The 17,305-nt window shown below is 47.8% G+C and carries 13 protein-coding genes; 7 read left to right on the plus strand and 6 right to left on the minus strand.

Annotated features, from left to right (window positions below):
• Nucleotides 1-66 precede the first annotated feature (66 nt).
• The 3 genes from QMN38_RS19520 to melR form a co-directional block, all read right to left on the minus strand.
• Nucleotides 67-1,239, minus strand: coding sequence for a MalY/PatB family protein (locus tag QMN38_RS19520; protein ID WP_323605701.1), 1,173 nt, complete (start codon nt 1,237-1,239; stop codon nt 67-69).
• A gap of 124 nt (nt 1,240-1,363) precedes the next feature.
• A complete protein-coding gene (gene nhaC, locus QMN38_RS19525) occupies nt 1,364-2,824 on the minus strand; it encodes a Na+/H+ antiporter NhaC (protein ID WP_271442503.1) in 1,461 nt (486 codons plus the stop codon).
• Nucleotides 2,825-3,018: 194 nt separating this feature from the next.
• The gene (gene melR, locus QMN38_RS19530; RefSeq protein WP_271450322.1) at nt 3,019-3,957 is read right to left on the minus strand and encodes a transcriptional regulator MelR; all 939 of its coding nucleotides are present in this window, start codon (nt 3,955-3,957) and stop codon (nt 3,019-3,021) included.
• 280 nt (nt 3,958-4,237) lie between these two features.
• Here melR and QMN38_RS19535 point away from each other — a divergent pair, with 280 nt between their 5' ends.
• Nucleotides 4,238-4,738 (plus strand): anti-virulence regulator CigR family protein, encoded by a 501-nt coding sequence (locus tag QMN38_RS19535; protein ID WP_271457222.1) that lies wholly within the window; start codon nt 4,238-4,240, stop codon nt 4,736-4,738.
• A gap of 127 nt (nt 4,739-4,865) precedes the next feature.
• On the opposite strand, the gene QMN38_RS19540 is transcribed toward QMN38_RS19535, so the two are convergent.
• Complete coding sequence (locus QMN38_RS19540) at nt 4,866-6,614, minus strand: sigma-54 interaction domain-containing protein (RefSeq protein WP_271454850.1); 1,749 nt, start codon at nt 6,612-6,614, stop codon at nt 4,866-4,868.
• Nucleotides 6,615-6,994: 380 nt separating this feature from the next.
• Here QMN38_RS19540 and dpaL point away from each other — a divergent pair, with 380 nt between their 5' ends.
• From dpaL to QMN38_RS19560, 4 genes are all read left to right on the plus strand, one after another.
• A complete protein-coding gene (dpaL, locus tag QMN38_RS19545) occupies nt 6,995-8,209 on the plus strand; it encodes a diaminopropionate ammonia-lyase (protein WP_323605717.1) in 1,215 nt (404 codons plus the stop codon).
• Nucleotides 8,210-8,241: 32 nt separating this feature from the next.
• A complete protein-coding gene (locus QMN38_RS19550) occupies nt 8,242-9,426 on the plus strand; it encodes a YgeY family selenium metabolism-linked hydrolase (protein ID WP_323605703.1) in 1,185 nt (394 codons plus the stop codon).
• Between the two features lie 68 nt (nt 9,427-9,494).
• Nucleotides 9,495-11,087, plus strand: coding sequence for an N-acyl-D-amino-acid deacylase family protein (locus tag QMN38_RS19555; RefSeq protein WP_137383618.1), 1,593 nt, complete (start codon nt 9,495-9,497; stop codon nt 11,085-11,087).
• 78 nt (nt 11,088-11,165) lie between these two features.
• Nucleotides 11,166-12,452: an MFS transporter gene (locus QMN38_RS19560; protein WP_323605705.1), complete on the plus strand. Its 1,287-nt coding sequence runs from the start codon at nt 11,166-11,168 to the stop codon at nt 12,450-12,452.
• 59 nt (nt 12,453-12,511) lie between these two features.
• Here QMN38_RS19560 and QMN38_RS19565 read toward each other — a convergent pair whose 3' ends face one another.
• Both QMN38_RS19565 and QMN38_RS19570 read right to left on the minus strand, forming a co-directional pair.
• Nucleotides 12,512-13,651 carry a hypothetical protein gene (locus tag QMN38_RS19565; RefSeq protein WP_323605706.1) on the minus strand — a complete coding sequence of 380 codons (1,140 nt, stop codon included), beginning with the start codon at nt 13,649-13,651 and terminating at the stop codon, nt 12,512-12,514.
• A gap of 579 nt (nt 13,652-14,230) precedes the next feature.
• Entirely contained in the window at nt 14,231-14,689 is a 459-nt protein-coding gene (locus QMN38_RS19570) for a GNAT family N-acetyltransferase (RefSeq protein WP_137383621.1), read from the minus strand.
• 126 nt (nt 14,690-14,815) lie between these two features.
• Here QMN38_RS19570 and pdxR point away from each other — a divergent pair, with 126 nt between their 5' ends.
• Entirely contained in the window at nt 14,816-16,285 is a 1,470-nt protein-coding gene (gene pdxR, locus QMN38_RS19575) for a MocR-like pyridoxine biosynthesis transcription factor PdxR (protein ID WP_323605707.1), read from the plus strand.
• A gap of 236 nt (nt 16,286-16,521) precedes the next feature.
• Nucleotides 16,522-17,247, plus strand: a complete 726-nt coding sequence (locus QMN38_RS19580; RefSeq protein WP_323605708.1) for a GNAT family N-acetyltransferase — start codon at nt 16,522-16,524, stop codon at nt 17,245-17,247.
• Nucleotides 17,248-17,305 lie beyond the last annotated feature (58 nt).

Consider the following 17,305-nt stretch of genomic DNA (forward strand, 5'->3'; position numbering starts at 1 on the left):
AGCAGTTCGGTCACTATCTTTGGGCAATTTTGCCCTGACAAAGCAGGGCAAGCGTAGCGGTCTGCGTTACATGTTCTGCCGTTTCTGGTATGCCGTTTTTAGTCTGTTCATTGCGTCCACCAGGACGGCGCGCGGGCAGCCAACGTTCAGACGCATGTGCCCCTCTCCGCCTGGGCCATATTGTGACCCCGGCGACAGGCCGAGTCTGGCTTCATGGACAAAAAAATCGCTTAGCTGCGTCTCGTTAAGCGCCATTTTTTCAGCATTCAGAAAGAGCAGATAGGATGCGCCACCATAGACAATTGAGATCAACGGACAGTGCATTTCGATTTCACTTTTAACAAATGCCACGTTATCAGCCAGATAAGCTAATAATTCCCGGTGCCAGTCACCGCAATGGGTATAGGCGCTATAAATCGTTGCCTGTTGCAGTGAGTGAGTCTCTGCAAGATAACAGTTATCGAGAAAATGATAGAACCGGTGACGCAGTTCATCATTCTTTATAATGGCTATTCCTCCCTGGATCGCCGCCGTGTTGAAGGTCTTGCTGACAGAAGTCAGTACGATTGACTGACTTCCTGCTGCGTCATCGAGGGTAAAAAAGGGCAGGTGTTGCTTACCTGGCAGAGTTAAATCGCTATGCACTTCATCGGAAAGAATGATGACACCCGCCTGCTGGCAATAGTGACTGATTTTTTCAAGCGTTTCCCGTGACCACACCATTCCACCAGGATTATGTGGCGAGGGAAAAAGAAACATTTTGCACTGTTTAAGTTTTTCGCTGAAATCTCGCCAGTCAAATTCATAGCAACCGTCTTTTTCAATGAGACGGGTCTGGAGTAAATGCCTGCCGCTGGTTTTCACCAGGTTAGGGTAGGGGTCATATATTGGGGTACAGGTTAATATATTGTCTCCCGTGCGGGTAAGTGCCAGCAAAGACATGACAATAGTTTTTATGACGCCGGGAACAAAATGCAGCCAGTGCGATTTAAGCTCGGCATCATACTGTTTTGCGTACCACTGGATAACGGACTCTTTCCATTGCGGATAATCCAGGTTATAGCCTTGCACTGGCTGCGACACCACCGAACGCAGTGTATTCATGACAGGCTCTGGCGTCAGAAAATCCATGTCTGCAATCCACAGCGGTAATACATCGGTAGTGCCGTACATTTGTTGCAATTGGCCGTATTTACGGCAATTAACATCCCTTGTGACAAGATCATCAAACAAAGACATTGCTAACTCCTGGAAAGTCTCTGAAAATAGTTTACGCAACGCAAAAAGCGCAGAATGTTTATGTATATCTAATTGATATATTAAATTTACCCTGGTGATAGCTAATATTTATCTGCGTATTAGCCTATGATTTTTGCTCAACCATATGCTCTGTAGCTTCATTTGGTTCATATTTAGCAATACCGATACCCGTTGCCGCCCATAGCAGGGCAAAAATAACGCCGCTGTAGCAGAGGATTGCCCATGGAAGGTAATCAAGAGTTGTCACGCCCAGCATAGTGGCGCAATAAACACCCGAAGCAGACCACGGAATAATAGGTTCGACAACGGTTCCGGCATCTTCGGTAGTTCGCGAGAGGTTCTTCGCGGCCAGTCCACGTTTTTTGTATTCATCTTTAAAGGCATCACCGCACAATAACAACGGTAAGGTTCCATTGGCGGTACAGGCGCAAATGGTGAACGTCGTAACAATGGTGGTAGCGACTAAGCGGAATGTTGATTTAACCCCTTTTGTCAGCGCGTTAATGACCGTGTGCAGGGAGCCTGTCGCGCTCATGGCACCAGCAAAACTAAAGGCGCTGAAGACGGTCACAAAACTGCTGAACATAGAGATTGCGCCGCCTCGCTCTAATAAGCGTGAGACATCAGATGACAGTGCAGGAATATGATCTCCGGTGAGCATCGCGAGCTTAAAGCCGCTGACCACGGATTCGCCGACCGAAGATGCGCTGAATTGTTGAAAAACCAGAGCCAGAATCATTGATACGATGGTGGACAAAAACAGCATCGGGATAGGCGGTTTTTTCGACAGTGAACCGTACAATACTATAATCGGTGGTAGCAACAACAGAAGGTTGAACTGATAAATCTGGCCGATAGCGTTCATTAAATGAGTGATATTTTCTGGTGCACTGGCAGAGGCATCAATGCCCATACCCATATAGCTATACACCACGCAGCAAATAATGAATCCCGGACCGGTGGTCCATAGCAAATGGCCAATATGGGAGTACAGATTTACACCGGCAGCCAGCGCCGCCATATTGGTTGAATCAGAGACAGGCGAGAGTTTATCGCCAAACCAGCACCCTGAAACAATGGCGCCGGCGGCGATGGGTAGAGAGACATTAAGGCCAATGGCTACACCAATCATGGCAATTCCGACGGTACCAATGGAACCCCACGACGTGCCGGTACACACTGAAATTAATGCACCCAGCATAAAGGCTGAAATATAAAAATACTGGGGGTTAATCCACTTCAAACCATAATAGATCATCATCGGGATGGTACCTGATACCATCCAGGAGCCAATCAAAAAACCGATACTGGCGACAATCAGAATGACTGGCAGTGCTTCTGATATTTTATTGCAAATCGATTGCAGAATATCATCCCATGTATAACCATGAGCAATGGCGATAAATGAAGCGGCTGCCGTTCCCATCAGGATCATAGGTTCGGCGCGAATATTGAATATAAAATATCCGATGCTAATCCCGCCCAGCATGATCACCATCGGTAATACTGACCAGAAGAAAGAAAGTTTTTTTCTGTAGTGTGAGGTACAGCTCTTTTGTTCCATAATTCCATCCCAATCGTTAACGGTTGAACAAGCCAAAGAAATACCTGCTACAGGCCAATCAATTACAGAATGGCGTAGTTACGTGAGTTGATAATTGAACTCTATTTTATTAACTGTTTCAGGCGATCTGTTCTGGCCTGCTGTTATGATGTTCATATTTCAGCAGTAAAATAAGAGATAGATTTTATAGTCAATTATCCCTCCGCATAAGGTGGATGATTTCGGCGTTGCTGACTGAGCTTGCGATACTGCTGAGGCGGCATACCGACGTATTTATGAAATGAGCTATAAAATCGACTGCTGGAGCGAAAACCCGCAATCATCGCGATATCCAGAATGGTTTTATCGGTATCGCTGAGTAATGCCCGTACATGGTTAATGCGCATCGCCGTAATATATTGTTTCATCGTTAGTTGCATTACGCGATGAAAGATACCCATTGCATAATTAGGATTAAGTTTGACGTGATCGGCAATGGCCTCGACAGTCAGCAATTTGTCACAGTTGGCGGCAATAAATTCCAGCATCTGGCTGACGTAAAATTGTGAATGCCGCGAAATGCTGTTCTTCTGGGTCCGTGCAGTTTGGTTTCCCAATACTGTCCGCCAGCCTGAGAGGCTAAACCGCTTGAGCATCAGGGCGATTTCATCAATGGCTAACTGACGAATCTGTTCGTTATCGCTGTTGAGTTCATTTTGCCAACGTTGAACCTCAAAAGCGCTAAGCTGCTGGGATGCCGACGAGGTAATCACCCTGCCGTGCGTCACGTGATTAATCAACTCTCTATCCAGCGGCCAGGACAAAAATAAATGCATTGGCAAGTTGAAGATAGCCATCTGCTTGCAGTGCCCTGCATTCGTGAGCTGATGGGGGGTACACGCCCAGAACAGTGTGATAAAGCCTTGTTTGCTCTGTACTACTTCGTCATTGAACAGGTACTCAACATCACCATCAAATGGCACATTCACTTCAACCTGCCCATGCCAGTGACTGTAAGTCATGGCCAGCGGCTCCCGCAGCTCGACATCCATACGCTGATACTCTGAATAGAGTGCCAGTGGGCTACGAGTCTTTTTTTCATAGCTGCGACACATATGGGGATCATGTGGCAGCTGCGGAATACTTTTAGCCATTACGGGTTGGTTCCTGAAAAGTGAATTTGACCATGAGGTAGCGCCAAAGCATGAACATAGCTTAACCGAAAAAAATCACCGTTTTCTCTCCATTTTCGCGAAATTATTCCCAAAAACTCAGATCGCCTGTCTGTCACGTGAAGATCTGAGTTATCGGGAATGACGAGCTTTACATCTGTATTCCCGGTATGCAGAGGCGCATAAATCGGAGTTATAGCAATGGCTCAAATTCACGCCATACCGTACATTTTTAGAGGTAACCACTGATAAAGGAATCATCATGTCCAGGCTCCGTACTTTAGCAACGGCTTTAGTCGCTGTTGCCGCGATGACGATGTGTGTCACGCCGGTATTTGCTAACCCCGGAAACGGTAATGGGAATGGTAACAGCGGCAATCATGGTAATAGCGGGAATAACGGTAATCATGGTAGTAGCCAGAAAGGAAATTCAGGTCACAAAGGCAATCAGCAGTCAGATCAGCGTAAAAATTATGGCAAACCTGATCACGTCGATAGTGACATCAGCTATCACGTGGCAAGGCAATACGCTGTCCGATATGGTTTGACGGGGTATAAGTCACTGCCACCGGGTATTGCAAAAAATTTGGCTCGAGGAAAACCGCTCCCTCCTGGAATTGCGAAGAAGAGCGTGCCGCCCTCTATGTTGAATCAACTCCCGTATTATCCTGGCTATGAATGGCAGGTTATCGGTGACAATCTGGTGTTGATTGCACTGAGCACCGCTGTCGTCACCGCCATTATTAATGGTGTGTTTGATTAAGAAGCATAGCCGTAACGGCCCCATGGCGGCGCTGATGCTTTATCCGGCCTACTAAAGCCTGTGAAACGTAGGCCTGATAAGCGCAGCGCCATCAGGCATTGACTGCCCGTGGCGGACGCAGGGGAAATCATAACCCGTACAGTTTTATTTTTCGGTACAGCGTGGCAATGCTGATCCCCAATTCTGTCGCGGCTTGTTTCTTACCTTCAACGCTTGAACCAAATCGCTGTATGACGTTTTCAATGGCATCTCTTTCTGCTTGTTTACCCTGATGGGCAAGCTGGCGAGGTTGCGCCATCATGGTGCTTTTTCTGCCATCGGCTGCGGTAAGCAGGTAAGGGGGAAGATGGCTGGCGTTGATCCCGGCGGCTTCTCCGCGCATGACAAAAATGTACTCGATGACGTTGCGCAGTTCACGGATGTTGCCCGGCCAGTGCCAGGCATAAAGGCGGTTAATAACATCATCGGGAAGTTTTTGCGGCGGTCGCTGGTAGCTTAGCGAAAATTCATCGGCAAAATATTGTGCCAGGACGGCGATATCCGCCCGCCGTTCGCGCAGGGAAGGGAGAACCAATGGCACCACGTTCAGGCGATAGAAAAGATCTTCACGAAACTGATTATTCTCGACCATCGCGCTGATGTTTTTGTTGGTTGCAGCAATAATCCGTACGTCAATATTGATGGTGTTGTTGGACCCCACACGGGTGATGGCTTTTTCCTGCAGAACCCTGAGCAGCTTGGCCTGCAAATGCAGTGGCATATCGCCAATCTCGTCGAGGAACAGGCTACCCCCATTGGCCAGCTCAAATTTCCCCACCCGTCCTTTGGGATCGGCACCGCTGAATGCGCCGCGTACGTAGCCAAACAGTTCACTTTCCAGGAGCTGTTCAGGGATAGCGGCGCAGTTGATGGTCACGAAAGGGGCGGCTTTACGCGGACTGCTCTGATGAATGGCAAATGCCACAACTTCTTTACCTGAACCACTTTCCCCGGTGATCAGTACACTGGCATAGCTGTTGGCGATTTTGCCAATGGTACTTCTGAGTTGTTCCATTGAGGGGGAATGGCCAATCAGACGTACCTGTGTATCAGACTCATATGGCGAGGGGGCAATCGTGCTCAGGTAGTCGTGCGCATCGCGAAAGATAACCATTGTTAATCGGTCGTTATCCAATGACGAGAGCGAGATCTGTTTACACAGCACATGGTGTTTTTGCCCTTCAAGCGTCAGCCATGCTTCCTCATCGCCATACAAGCTGTCTCCGGTTGTTTCAATGGTCAGGGGTAATCCCTGAACCTCACGGTTAAGTATGCGATCTGCTGAATGGTTGGCATGCCAGATGCGGCCCTTGCCATCAATGGCCACAACGCCGCGATCCATTGCATCAATCAGACGACGAAAGGCGCCGAGTGTCTCCTGCGCGCGTAAGCGTTCCAGGCATTCAAAGACCTTACTGGAGATCATGACGGCAATTTGCTCTATAAAGGTGACAAATTTATCGATCTGGCTAAGCAAGGTGTCACGCTGTATTTGCGTGGAGCAAATAATACCGATCACCCCAATGACACGGTTATTGAGAAAAATAGGGGCATTCAAATCCAGCATTTCAGAGCAGTAATGGTGTTTTTCACACAGCTGACATAGAGGATGTTCACCGGGGTTTTTGATCAATACCGTCTCACGGACCTGCAAAACATGCCGATAGATATAACCATTTTTTGCCACGTTCTCATTGAGCATATGTCGGTATTTACCGGTGCCAGCAATGCGCATTAAAGATTCATCAATGATTTCTACATCAGTCCCGGTAATGCCAGAAATAGCATCGGCATAATTGCATATATCATCCTGAATATTGCTCAGTACTGAAATCATGATACTTCTCCGGTAAAGTGTCTCATTTCTCAATGAAAATGATAAATAGGCGAATCATCGCAAAATTGATTTGCGAAAAATCAATCTACGGCATTGTTTTTGGATGTTTTTTTAATTTTATCCTTCGTGATCACACTATTTCTCATTTATGAGAATTTATCAAAATCAGACGATAAACTACCGCAGACTATTTTTACCTTGTTAACTTTAGAAATTTCTTAATGTATTGAAATAAAAGCATTTATTAAATTATTTCAAAGCATTCCCTCATTTTCTAAAAAACTGGTAAGCATTTTGCTCTTATGGATTACCGATAGCGTAAATAACTCTGTATTACACCGATTACAGGGAATGAATTACCAGGACAATGAGGTTTTATGATGCAGAAAAACTTATCATTTTTTATCAACCAGACGCCGTTTACCGAACACCCTAACGCACCGCTGGCACCCTTTAGTCGCCAGGAACTGGTAAAAGCGTTGAATTTTCATCGGTCTATTCCGGGATATGCTCCGACGCCGCTGTATACGCTGCCGGCACTTTCTCAAAAACTGGGCGTAAAAAATATTTACCTCAAAGATGAGTCTCAGCGTTTTGGCCTGAAAGCGTTCAAAGCGCTGGGCGGCGCCTACGCGATGGCATGCCATATCGCGGAATTAGTGGGGAAGGATATCAGCGAATTACCGTTTGATGTCATGACCAGTGAAGCAGTACGCCATGACCTGAAGACCGTGACATTTGCCACCACCACCGACGGTAACCACGGGCGCGGCGTGGCGTGGATGGCACGCCAGTTAAAGCAAAATGCGGTGGTTTACATGCCGAAAGGGTCTTCACAGCAGCGGCTGACATCAATCCGCAATGAAGGCGCTACCGCTGAAATCGTGGATATGAACTATGACGATGCCGTGCGCATGACCGCGGATCAGGCGCAAAAGTATGGCTGGATCGTTGTACAAGACACGGCCTGGGAAGGGTACGAAAAGATCCCTCTGTGGATTATGCAGGGCTACGGCACGCTGATGCTGGAGGCGATTGATCAGCTCCATCAGGTTGCTCCGACGCATGTTTTCGTCCAGGCCGGTGTGGGGTCATTTGCGGGAATGGTACAGGGGATGGTGACGGCCGCGTGGGGCGAAAATCGTCCGAAAGTGATCGTCGCTGAAGCGCTAATTGCTGACTGTCTCTATCGTTCAGCCCGTGCAAAAGAGGGGGATGCTGTTGCGGTAGGTGGCGATTTACAGACCGTGATGGCGGGTCTGGCCTGTGGTGAGGCAAACAGCATTGGCTGGAAGTTACTGCGTGATTATGCCACTGCATTTGCTTCCTGCCCTGATGAAATCGCAGCGCTGGGGATGCGTATGTTGGGTAACCCGCTGGCGGGCGACCCACACATTATTTCAGGTGAATCTGGGGCCGTCACGACAGGTCTTCTGGCGCTGTTGATGACCAGCCCGGATTTGGCACCAACCCGTGAGCAACTGGGTCTGGATGAGCATTCCCGCGTGTTGCTGATCAGTACCGAAGGTGATACCGACCCGCAACAATATTTGGATATTGTCTGGGGCGGTCAGTACCCGGGCATCAATAAATAATTTCCTGATTGAGAGCATTAACGGAGAAACCCATGTTATCTGCAACCCGTATTGAAGAAGTTATTAAAAATTGTCAGGCGCTGATCCAGCAAAAAAGCTATTCCGGTCAGGAAGGGGACGTGGTAAATGCCATAAAAACAATGATGCAGCATTACCAGTTCGACGACATCCATGTTGATAAGTACGGCAATATCGTCGGCGGTATTGTGGGAAATAAGCCGGGGAAAACGCTGGTTCTGGATGGGCATATCGATACTGTGCCGGTGAACGAAGAGAAATGGACCCGCAACCCGTACGGCGGTGATATTGACGATGGCAAAATTTATGGCCGTGGCACCACCGATATGAAAGGTGCTGTTGCTGCGATGATCTCCGCCGTAGGCTTTTTTGGCCAGGATAATCAGCGTAATTTCGCGGGGAAAATTTACGTCGCCTGTATCGTTCATGAAGAATGTTTTGAAGGCATTGCCGCTCGCCTGGTCAGTGAGCGCTATAAGCCTGATTACGTCATCATTGGCGAAGCTTCTGAACTGAATCTGAAAATCGGTCAGCGTGGTCGTGCCGAAATTGTGGTTGAAACCTATGGTAAGCCAGCACACTCCGCCAACCCGCAGGCAGGAATTAATGCGGTGTACAAAATGGCGCAGTTGATCGACAAAATTCGCACTATCGCTCCGCCAACCCACCCGGTGCTTGGACCCGGTATCCTGGAACTGACAGACATTAAATCGTCGCCATACCCAGGCGCATCAGTGGTGCCGGATTACTGCCGCGCCACCTACGATCGCCGCTTGCTGGTGGGCGAAACCAAAGAAAGCGTTATTGCGCCACTGGAAAATGCACTTGCCGAGCTAACCGCCCAGGACCCGCAGTTCAAAGCCCGCGTCTCTTACGCCGTTGGCAAGGAGTCTTGCTATACCGGAGCCACCATTGAGGGTGAGCGTTTCTTCCCTGGCTGGGTTTATGACGAGTCCGACGAGTTCGTGCAGGCCGCTCTGGCGGGCGTTCGCGAAGCGGGTTTCTCGCCAACGATTACTCAGTACTCATTTTGCACTAACGGCAGCCACTACGCGGGGGAAGCGGGGATCAAAACCATCGGGTTTGGGCCGTCGCGTGAAAACCTGGCGCATACCATCGACGAGTATATCGAGATCGATCAGTTGACCGGCTCGGCCAGCGGCTATTACAGCATCATCCAGACACTCTATCGCCGTTAAAAAATAAAGATAAAGACCTCTTACCTTACAGGTGGTGCTGCTTCGCGGCACCGCAACGGAGAATAACGATGAAAACCATTTTTAAAAACGGAAATGTGATTGATGGAACGGGTAATCCCGGCCGAATTGCCGATGTAATGGTTGATGAAGGGCATATTGTCGAAATTGGTCAAATTGATGTGGGCGTCAATGAACAGGTTATTGATGCAACAGGGAAAATTATTTGTCCGGGCTTTATTGATACTCACACACACTCTGACCTGTCAGCCATTATTAATCCTGCGCTGTCAGCGAAAATCCGTCAGGGCATTACCACCGAGTTGCTGGGGCAGGATGGCGTAGCGCTGGCACCATTGCCGGAGGAATATATTCCGGCATGGCGTAAAAATATTGCCGGACTGGACGGCGACACCGACAAAATTGACTGGAAATATAAAAACACGGACGGCTATCTCAACCTGTTGGCATCCCGACATCCGGCGACAAATCTGGCGTATTTGGTGCCACACGGTAACGTACGCATGGAAGCGATGGGGCTGGATGGACGCCCTTCCACGCGTGAAGATGTGGCGAAAATGTGTGAAGTCCTTGAGCGTGAGCTAAAAGCCGGCGCGTTTGGTCTTTCTACTGGGCTTATCTATATGCCGTGTGCCTTTGGTGATACCGCCGAAATGATTGAGTTGTGCAAGGTCACGGCGAAATATGACGGGATCTTTGTGGTACACCAGCGCAGTGAGGCTGACGATATCATCAGTTCAACGCAGGAACTGATCGATATCGCTAAAGCCACCGGCGTCTGGTTGCATATTTCACATATGAAAGTCTGTGGGAAGAAAAACTGGGGGCTGATTGACCAGATGTTGGGCATGCTGGAGCAGGCCCAGGAAGAGGGGATCCGTATTTCTTACGACCAGTATCCGTACGTGGCGGGAAGCACCATGCTCGGCGTGATCCTGCCACCGTGGGTCCACTCCGGCGGGACGGACAAATTACTTGAGCGTCTGGCCTCGCCTGAATTGCGCGCCAAAATGATAGAGGATATCCAGCAGGGCATTCCTGGTTGGGATAACTTCATTGATTTTGCAGGTCTGGATCAGATTTTTGTCACCAGCGTCAAGACAGAGAAAAATCAGGATGCAGTTGGTCTGAACCTTGTTCAACTGGGGGAATTGCGCGGTAAAGATCCGTACAACGCCACCTTCGATCTGTTGTTTGAAGAAGAAAACGCCGTTGGCATGGTCGATTTCTACGGTACTGAAGAGCACGTTATTAAGTTTCTCTGCCGGCCGGAACAGAACGTGTGCACGGACGGACTGATGGGCGCGGGTAAACCACATCCACGTGTGTTTGGCGCCTTCCCGCGGGTGCTGGGTAAATACGTGCGTGAAGAAGGATGCCTGAGTTGGGAAGCGGCAATCCGCAAGATGACAGGCAAACCCGCTGAGGTGTTGGGTCTGCAGGATCGCGGATTACTGAAGGTAGGGTATGCGGCGGATATTGTGATGTTCGATCCTAATACTATTGCGGATAAGGGGACATTTGTTGAACCTAATCAGTATCCGGAAGGGATTGAAATTGTGATGGTTAATGGACGCATTGCCTTAATTAATGGCACGGAAAGTTATGCCTGTAGCGGTACTGTTATCAGAAAACAATATTAATAAATAACGCTAAACACGCATTGATCTATCGCGACCATTTTTGGCCGCGGTAGATCACTACACCCCAAGGACATCACAATGAACCTACAAACATCTTTACCTTCAGGTAAACCTAAGACCTGGAAAGCAAGATATACCGTCCTGACGTTAATCTGGCTGGCGTGGCTACTCTCGTTCCTCGACAGAATGGTCATGAGCGTGTCGTTGCCTTATATCGGCAAAGATTTAAATCTTGATACAACCCAACAAGGTTTAATTATTAGCGCCTTTTTCATTGGTTACGCCGCGTTCCAAATCCCCGGTGGTTTACTGGCGGATAAGTTTGGCTCACGTAAAATTATGGCCATTGGTATTGCCTGGTGGTCTGTCTTCACCAGCTTAACCGGTGCGGTATTAACGCTGCCGTTGATGCTGGCTGTTCGCTTCTTCTTCGGTATTGGCGAAGGGTGCTTCCCGTCGGCTTCCTGGAAAATGATTTCCACCTATTTTCCTTCGAAAGAGCGCGGTCGGGCTACAGCAATTCAGTCAACGGTAAATACCTTAGGCCCCGCACTGGCGGTGGTGGTCGCTGCAAGTATTATCGGAGCGTTTGGCTGGCACATGGTCTTTATTGTGCTGGGGATCCCGGGCCTGTTTATTGCTGCGGGTATCTACTTATTTACGCGTGACAACCCGAAAGATCACCCTGCAATTACGCAACAGGATCTGGCCGATTTAGCTGCTGACGATCAGGGGGGCCTGCAAAACACGAGCGCTATCGCGTTTAAAGACGTGCTCACGATGCCGGTGCTCTGGCAGATGGCCAGTATCTGGTTCTTGTTTGATATCACCTTCTGGGGGTTTTCAACCTGGTTGCCAAGCTACCTGATCACCGTTCGTGAATTCTCGCTGGCGAAGACGGGGGTGATGGCGGCAATTCCGTTCCTGTTTGGTGCGGGTGGGACATTAATCGGCGGATATTGCTCAGATAAATTCAAACCGATGCGCAAAACGTTGTATGTCGTGACGTCGGTTATTGCGGCGGGCTTCCTGTATCTGACTTTCAGCGTGAGCAGTGCGGATATGGCGGTGGTTTATCAGTGTATCTCTGCGTTGTTTATGTTCTTTGCCATGGCGACATTTTGGGGCATTTTAATGGATACCATCCCCAGCAATATCATGGGGCGGGCTTCCGGTATCGTTAACTTTGGCGGTCAGATGGCGGGGGTAGTTTCTGCGCCGATTATTGGCTGGCTAATCCAAAGCAGCGGCGGAAGTTACAACAGTGCGTTTATCTTTATGATCGCCGCACTGTTATGTTCCGCCGTGGTGACGTTGACCGTAAAAGGTTCACATGCCGTAGGTGCAATACCTAGTAAAGCCTGATTAGTATTAAACGCCTGTGGCTCTGCTGTTCCAGAGTCACAGGATTTATCGTTATGCTGTTAAATTAAACCTTTAATCGTTCTCTCTAAGGAAAACAATAGCGGATTTTTTAAACTGCAAAAATAAGATGTCTTACTGTTTATTTCACCCAGATCGGGATAGGTGCGTATAACATTGTTATTAGGGAAGCAATTTGTATAAACGTCAAGGTGATTTAAAACCTCGGCATTTAATGGCCTGGCTCTTTTATATACCTCTTTGGTGAATGAACTGCATTTAGAGCAATTGCATTGGCACTCGGTATTTTCAGGGGTAATGATGAAGTCATTATTGTTGATAGTAAAGCCTAGCTTTTCTCGTCTGCTATAGGCGTCCATTATTCCTTTGGCTTCATGCTTGAGTAGTATACCGACGCGTTCACTCCGCTTTAAGTAGGGTGTTAATATATAACTCAACAATAAAATGGTCCGTTCATTCATGGTTGGGTATTGATTGAGATAGCTCATTTGCCTGGTCTTGATAATAAAATAGGATGCAATGACAAAGCCAAGGCAGCGGGATGTTTTTGCCAGCAGATCCCCGTTTTGTTTTTGCCGGCTATCTGCATAGGCTAATGGTATGAGCGTGTTTTCGAAGGCTAAAAAATCGGCAATAAATTCCATTGTTCTGATGTAGGGAAACAGATTGCCGTTATGTTTACTCAACTCATGCTGGCGGCAGGTGAGATGAACCAGTTCATGGAAAAAAATGAAGTTCATAAAAGATTTTGCTGTGTTAAGTGATATATCTGCTGATTTTATGTCAACTCTATTGGCGATAATACAAAGAGCCGTATCAGCTAATGCGGTATGTTTAAATATGGTCGTTAAGTCGAGGCTGATGTTTAAATTGTAGATGCCAGCCACAATAATGACCCATGAATAAAATCTTCGATTGACTGCAACATAAGCAATTTCATCTTTAATATTGATCTGGACCAATGGTTCATTCTCGTAAACGAACCCCCAAACGGTCTTCCTGACAGGGACCAGCGAGTCCTTTCCTGGCCAAACATCAAGGATTAAATCGAGTTCAGTAAAAGAATACCAGGTGATATCGGTATCAATATCTGCAGGTGAACACCAGGACTGATAAGGCCATAAGTCGGGCATAATATCAGGGAAAACAACATTGTGTAATGACTCTCGTATTTGATTCATTTTACTCTACACCATCAATCAAATGCTTCGCTTACGACCAGAAGGGCAGCGTAAGTTGCTATTCCGGCACCCTATTTTTCTCCTTTGTGTGTGAAAATGATGCTTTTAACGTTGAGGGAAATATCCTGCCTGGTTACGCTATTATTTTACTACCCAGTTCCTCAAGCACCTCCTGATCGCCAGTGAGTCAAATTGTTATCACCCAAAAGTATGAGAAAGTATATTTACTGATATATTAACTCATGCCGCACCGATGCAACCCGGCGGGGTGTTCAGAGATCGCACCGGCAATATAGAGATGTAGAAATAAGTGTAGGGCAATTTTATGTAGAAATAAAACGCATGGGCCATAAGATATGTGCAGTATGTTGAAAAATAATGTTTTTTATTGATGGTGAATTTAGAATATATATGAATATGTCACTTTTCAGCGTAGCGGGGTATTTGGTCTCGGAAATCGGACAATTTCGGATTCTGCGGCTTTGCGAAACAGAGCCGCAGACGATGTGTTGAAAAATTAAGGTGCAGTACGGGAGGATATTTACAGAAAACTACCCGATTTAATGGGGGTTATTTATTTTACATACGATACTCGATCATCCCACTCTTGCTGGCAACCCAGTCATAAAGGCGCTGACCGCGGAGGTTTGTTTCATGTGTGTGCCAGTATAATCTTGAAGCATGGCGCTTGCGGGCGTGCTTTTGAACATACTCGATAAGCTGCTTGCCGATGTGTTTGCCCCGGGTTTCTTCACTAACAAATAAGTCCTCCAGATAGCAATAATCAGACTCCGCCCATGTTGAGCGATGAAAGAGATAATGCACCAGACCGACAATTTTACCGTCAGATTTTGCGACAGCACAAAAAACAGGCTCCACAGGATTGAGAAAACGACCCCAGGTTAATTGTGTGACCTTGTCTGAAATTTCAGTACGATAAAAAATCTGGTAATTTATCCAAAGCGGTAGCCAGCCCGCGTAGTCTTGCTGGGTGACGGGTTCGATGGTAATCGGCGCAGTTGTGTTTGGGTTACTCATAGGTCTCCTGATAATTTTAGTCAGAGCGGTGTTCTATGGCGGTTATCCTAAATATTGCTTAAGCCACCGCAAAGAGACACTTTGCATATATTTCCAGGATCCACTTTTAACGTAAGAGCGAGTGCAATGAAAAAAAATAGTGCACCTTTATTTCAGGAACTTTTTTTAGAGCAAGGTGTTATTAAGGAACAGGTGTACCATGCGCTACGCAACGCAATCGTAGAAGGTCGTCTGCCGCCAGGGACAAAGATACCTTCAACCCGTGGCCTGTCCGAGATGATGTCAATTTCACGGAACTCGGTAATTGCGGGTTATGACCGACTGTTAGACGAAGGGTATATTCAGACGCGCAAAGGCGCCGGAACCTTTGTCACGCCAAGTCTTCCTGACCGCAGCATCAGCGGTCTCTATCCTGAAGCGCTGCAAGGCGGTGAACTGCCCGCTGATGGGCAGCTAAATGCGGATATCGTATCCGTTCGTGGATTATGGTCTGGCGATGTTGAAGGGCGTGAAATGAACCGTCTGTTCGCCGTCGGTGTGGGCTGTACCGATCTCTTTCCTCATTCATTATGGGGCAAGTTGCTGGGGCGAGTCTGGAGACAATCCCGGCATCAACTCGGATCTCATACCAGCCCCTGCGGTTTTTATCCCTTACGGAAAGCAATTTGTCACTACGTGAAAACGACGCGAGGGGTTAACTGCAGTGAAGATCAGATCATTATCGTCAACGGTATTCAGCAGGCGTTAAATATTACTGCCCGAGCGTTGCTTACGAAAGGAAATGACGTTTGGCTGGACGACCCTGGTTATAAAGGCGCGCGCGGGGTATTTATGTCAACAGGGGCAATGGTGAGACCTGTACCAGTGGATAGCGAAGGAATGAATGTTCAATACGGCATCGATCATTTCCCTCATGCGAAACTGGCCTATGTTGTTCCTTCCGATCAGTACCCACTTAGCGGGACCCTCAGTTTATCCCGACGACTTGAGCTACTGGAATGGGCTCGGGTTAACCGGGCATGGATATTTGAAGATGATTACAATAGTGAATTTCGTTATGTCGCACGTTCTTTGCAAGCCTTGCAGGGATTAGATCAGCATCAGCGGGTAATATATTCAGGGACATTTTCAAAAATGATGTACCCAGAATTTCGTTTAGGTTTTTTAGTTGTCCCGCCAGGATTAAAAGAACAGTTTATCGTGACAAAATATTTCTCCGATATTGGCTCCAGTTATCTTGAGCAGGCGGTACTGGCGAGTTTTATTGAAGAAGGACATTACGCCAGCCATGTGCGACGGGTTCGCAAGGCATGCTACGAGAGGCGAACGGCGTTGGTCAATGCTATTCAATGCTATCTTGCCGATAAAATGACCGTCCAGCCTTCTGATTCTGGGGTGCATATTGTCTGCTGGTTGCATGACGGGGTGACCGGCGATGAGGTCGAACAGAAAGCCAGAATGTTGGGGATGGGGATTCAATCATTGAGTCATTATTATCATGGGGGTATCTCCCGGCAGGGGATTTTGATCGGTTTTGCGAATCACCCTACAGAGGTTATTGTTGAGGGTATTCGTCGTCTTGCCCATGCCATGTAACGTCGCTTTGATGCTGATAGCGATGCGCGTAATAATGCCATTAATGGCCGTATTTCTTATTTCCACAACAGTTGCATGATCGGTATTTTTTAATTGCGGATAAGCAATACGGTGCTGGAGTTCGGTATAGCATTGTCATGTGGATCTGTTAAAAACATCCATTGTGGTTCTTTTTACCCCGTCAGATGTCTCTTATTCTGCTGTCATTTGACACTCTATTATGAGAGGTAAATAGCATGTCATCCACGTTTAATGAATTCCAGCAGCCCGTGGGTTTAGGGTTACCGGACTGGCAAGGTGCGCGACTTCCCACGGCTCAGCACATCACCGGTCGTTATTGCAAACTTGAGCGTATTAACGTCGAACGCCACGCAAAGGCGCTTTATGACGCCTATTGCGATACGCCTGACTCTCGCGACTGGACCTATCTCGCGTCAGGGCCATTCACGACCTTTGATTCTTTCTTAAGCTATTTAACGACGATTGCGGCGCAGACCGACCCCATGCATTTTGCCGTAATCGATTTGGCCAGCATGCAGGCTGTCGGCACGCTGGCACTTATGCGCATTGATACATCGAATGGCGTAATAGAAGTGGGTTGGGTGACCTATTCATCACGCATGAAACGTTCGCGGGTTTCAACGGAGGTCATGTCGCTGCTGTTAGACTATGTTTTTGAGGTGCTGGGGTATCGTCGCGTTGAATGGAAATGTGATGCGCTTAATGCGCCTTCTCGTGCGGCAGCCACGCGCTTTGGTTTTACTTTTGAAGGCATATTCCGTCAGGCTGTTGTCGTACACCAGCGTAATCGGGACACCGCATGGTATTCAATCATTGATAGTGAATATCCGGCGCTACGCGAAGCGTTCACTCTTTGGCTTGATGAGCGTAATTTTGATAGCGCAGGACAACAGATTAAGCGCCTGGCAGCATTGATAAATAATGAAATCATGACGCCATAGATGCCCGCTCCGCCATAATACGCCGGCAATGTTATATCCGCTCGCGACACCTTGCCGG

Source organism: Citrobacter sp. R-1.5.2 (assembly GCF_035064245.1).
Lineage (GTDB): Bacteria > Pseudomonadota > Gammaproteobacteria > Enterobacterales > Enterobacteriaceae > Citrobacter.

Bases quoted from the DNA above. Each gene is read 5' to 3' on its own strand.
- nhaC (WP_271442503.1), bottom strand. From the start codon at position 2,824: ATGGAACAAAAGAGCTGTACCTCACACTACAGAAAAAAACTTTCTTTC.
- QMN38_RS19555 (WP_137383618.1), top strand. From the start codon at position 9,495: ATGAAAACCATTTTTAAAAACGGAAATGTGATTGATGGAACGGGTAAT.
- melR (WP_271450322.1), bottom strand. From the start codon at position 3,957: ATGGCTAAAAGTATTCCGCAGCTGCCACATGATCCCCATATGTGTCGC.
- QMN38_RS19535 (WP_271457222.1), top strand. From the start codon at position 4,238: ATGTCCAGGCTCCGTACTTTAGCAACGGCTTTAGTCGCTGTTGCCGCG.
- QMN38_RS19550 (WP_323605703.1), top strand. From the start codon at position 8,242: ATGTTATCTGCAACCCGTATTGAAGAAGTTATTAAAAATTGTCAGGCG.
- QMN38_RS19540 (WP_271454850.1), bottom strand. From the start codon at position 6,614: ATGATTTCAGTACTGAGCAATATTCAGGATGATATATGCAATTATGCC.
- QMN38_RS19560 (WP_323605705.1), top strand. From the start codon at position 11,166: ATGAACCTACAAACATCTTTACCTTCAGGTAAACCTAAGACCTGGAAA.
- QMN38_RS19565 (WP_323605706.1), bottom strand. From the start codon at position 13,651: ATGAATCAAATACGAGAGTCATTACACAATGTTGTTTTCCCTGATATT.
- dpaL (WP_323605717.1), top strand. From the start codon at position 6,995: ATGCAGAAAAACTTATCATTTTTTATCAACCAGACGCCGTTTACCGAA.
- pdxR (WP_323605707.1), top strand. From the start codon at position 14,816: ATGAAAAAAAATAGTGCACCTTTATTTCAGGAACTTTTTTTAGAGCAA.
- QMN38_RS19570 (WP_137383621.1), bottom strand. From the start codon at position 14,689: ATGAGTAACCCAAACACAACTGCGCCGATTACCATCGAACCCGTCACC.
- QMN38_RS19520 (WP_323605701.1), bottom strand. From the start codon at position 1,239: ATGTCTTTGTTTGATGATCTTGTCACAAGGGATGTTAATTGCCGTAAA.
- QMN38_RS19580 (WP_323605708.1), top strand. From the start codon at position 16,522: ATGTCATCCACGTTTAATGAATTCCAGCAGCCCGTGGGTTTAGGGTTA.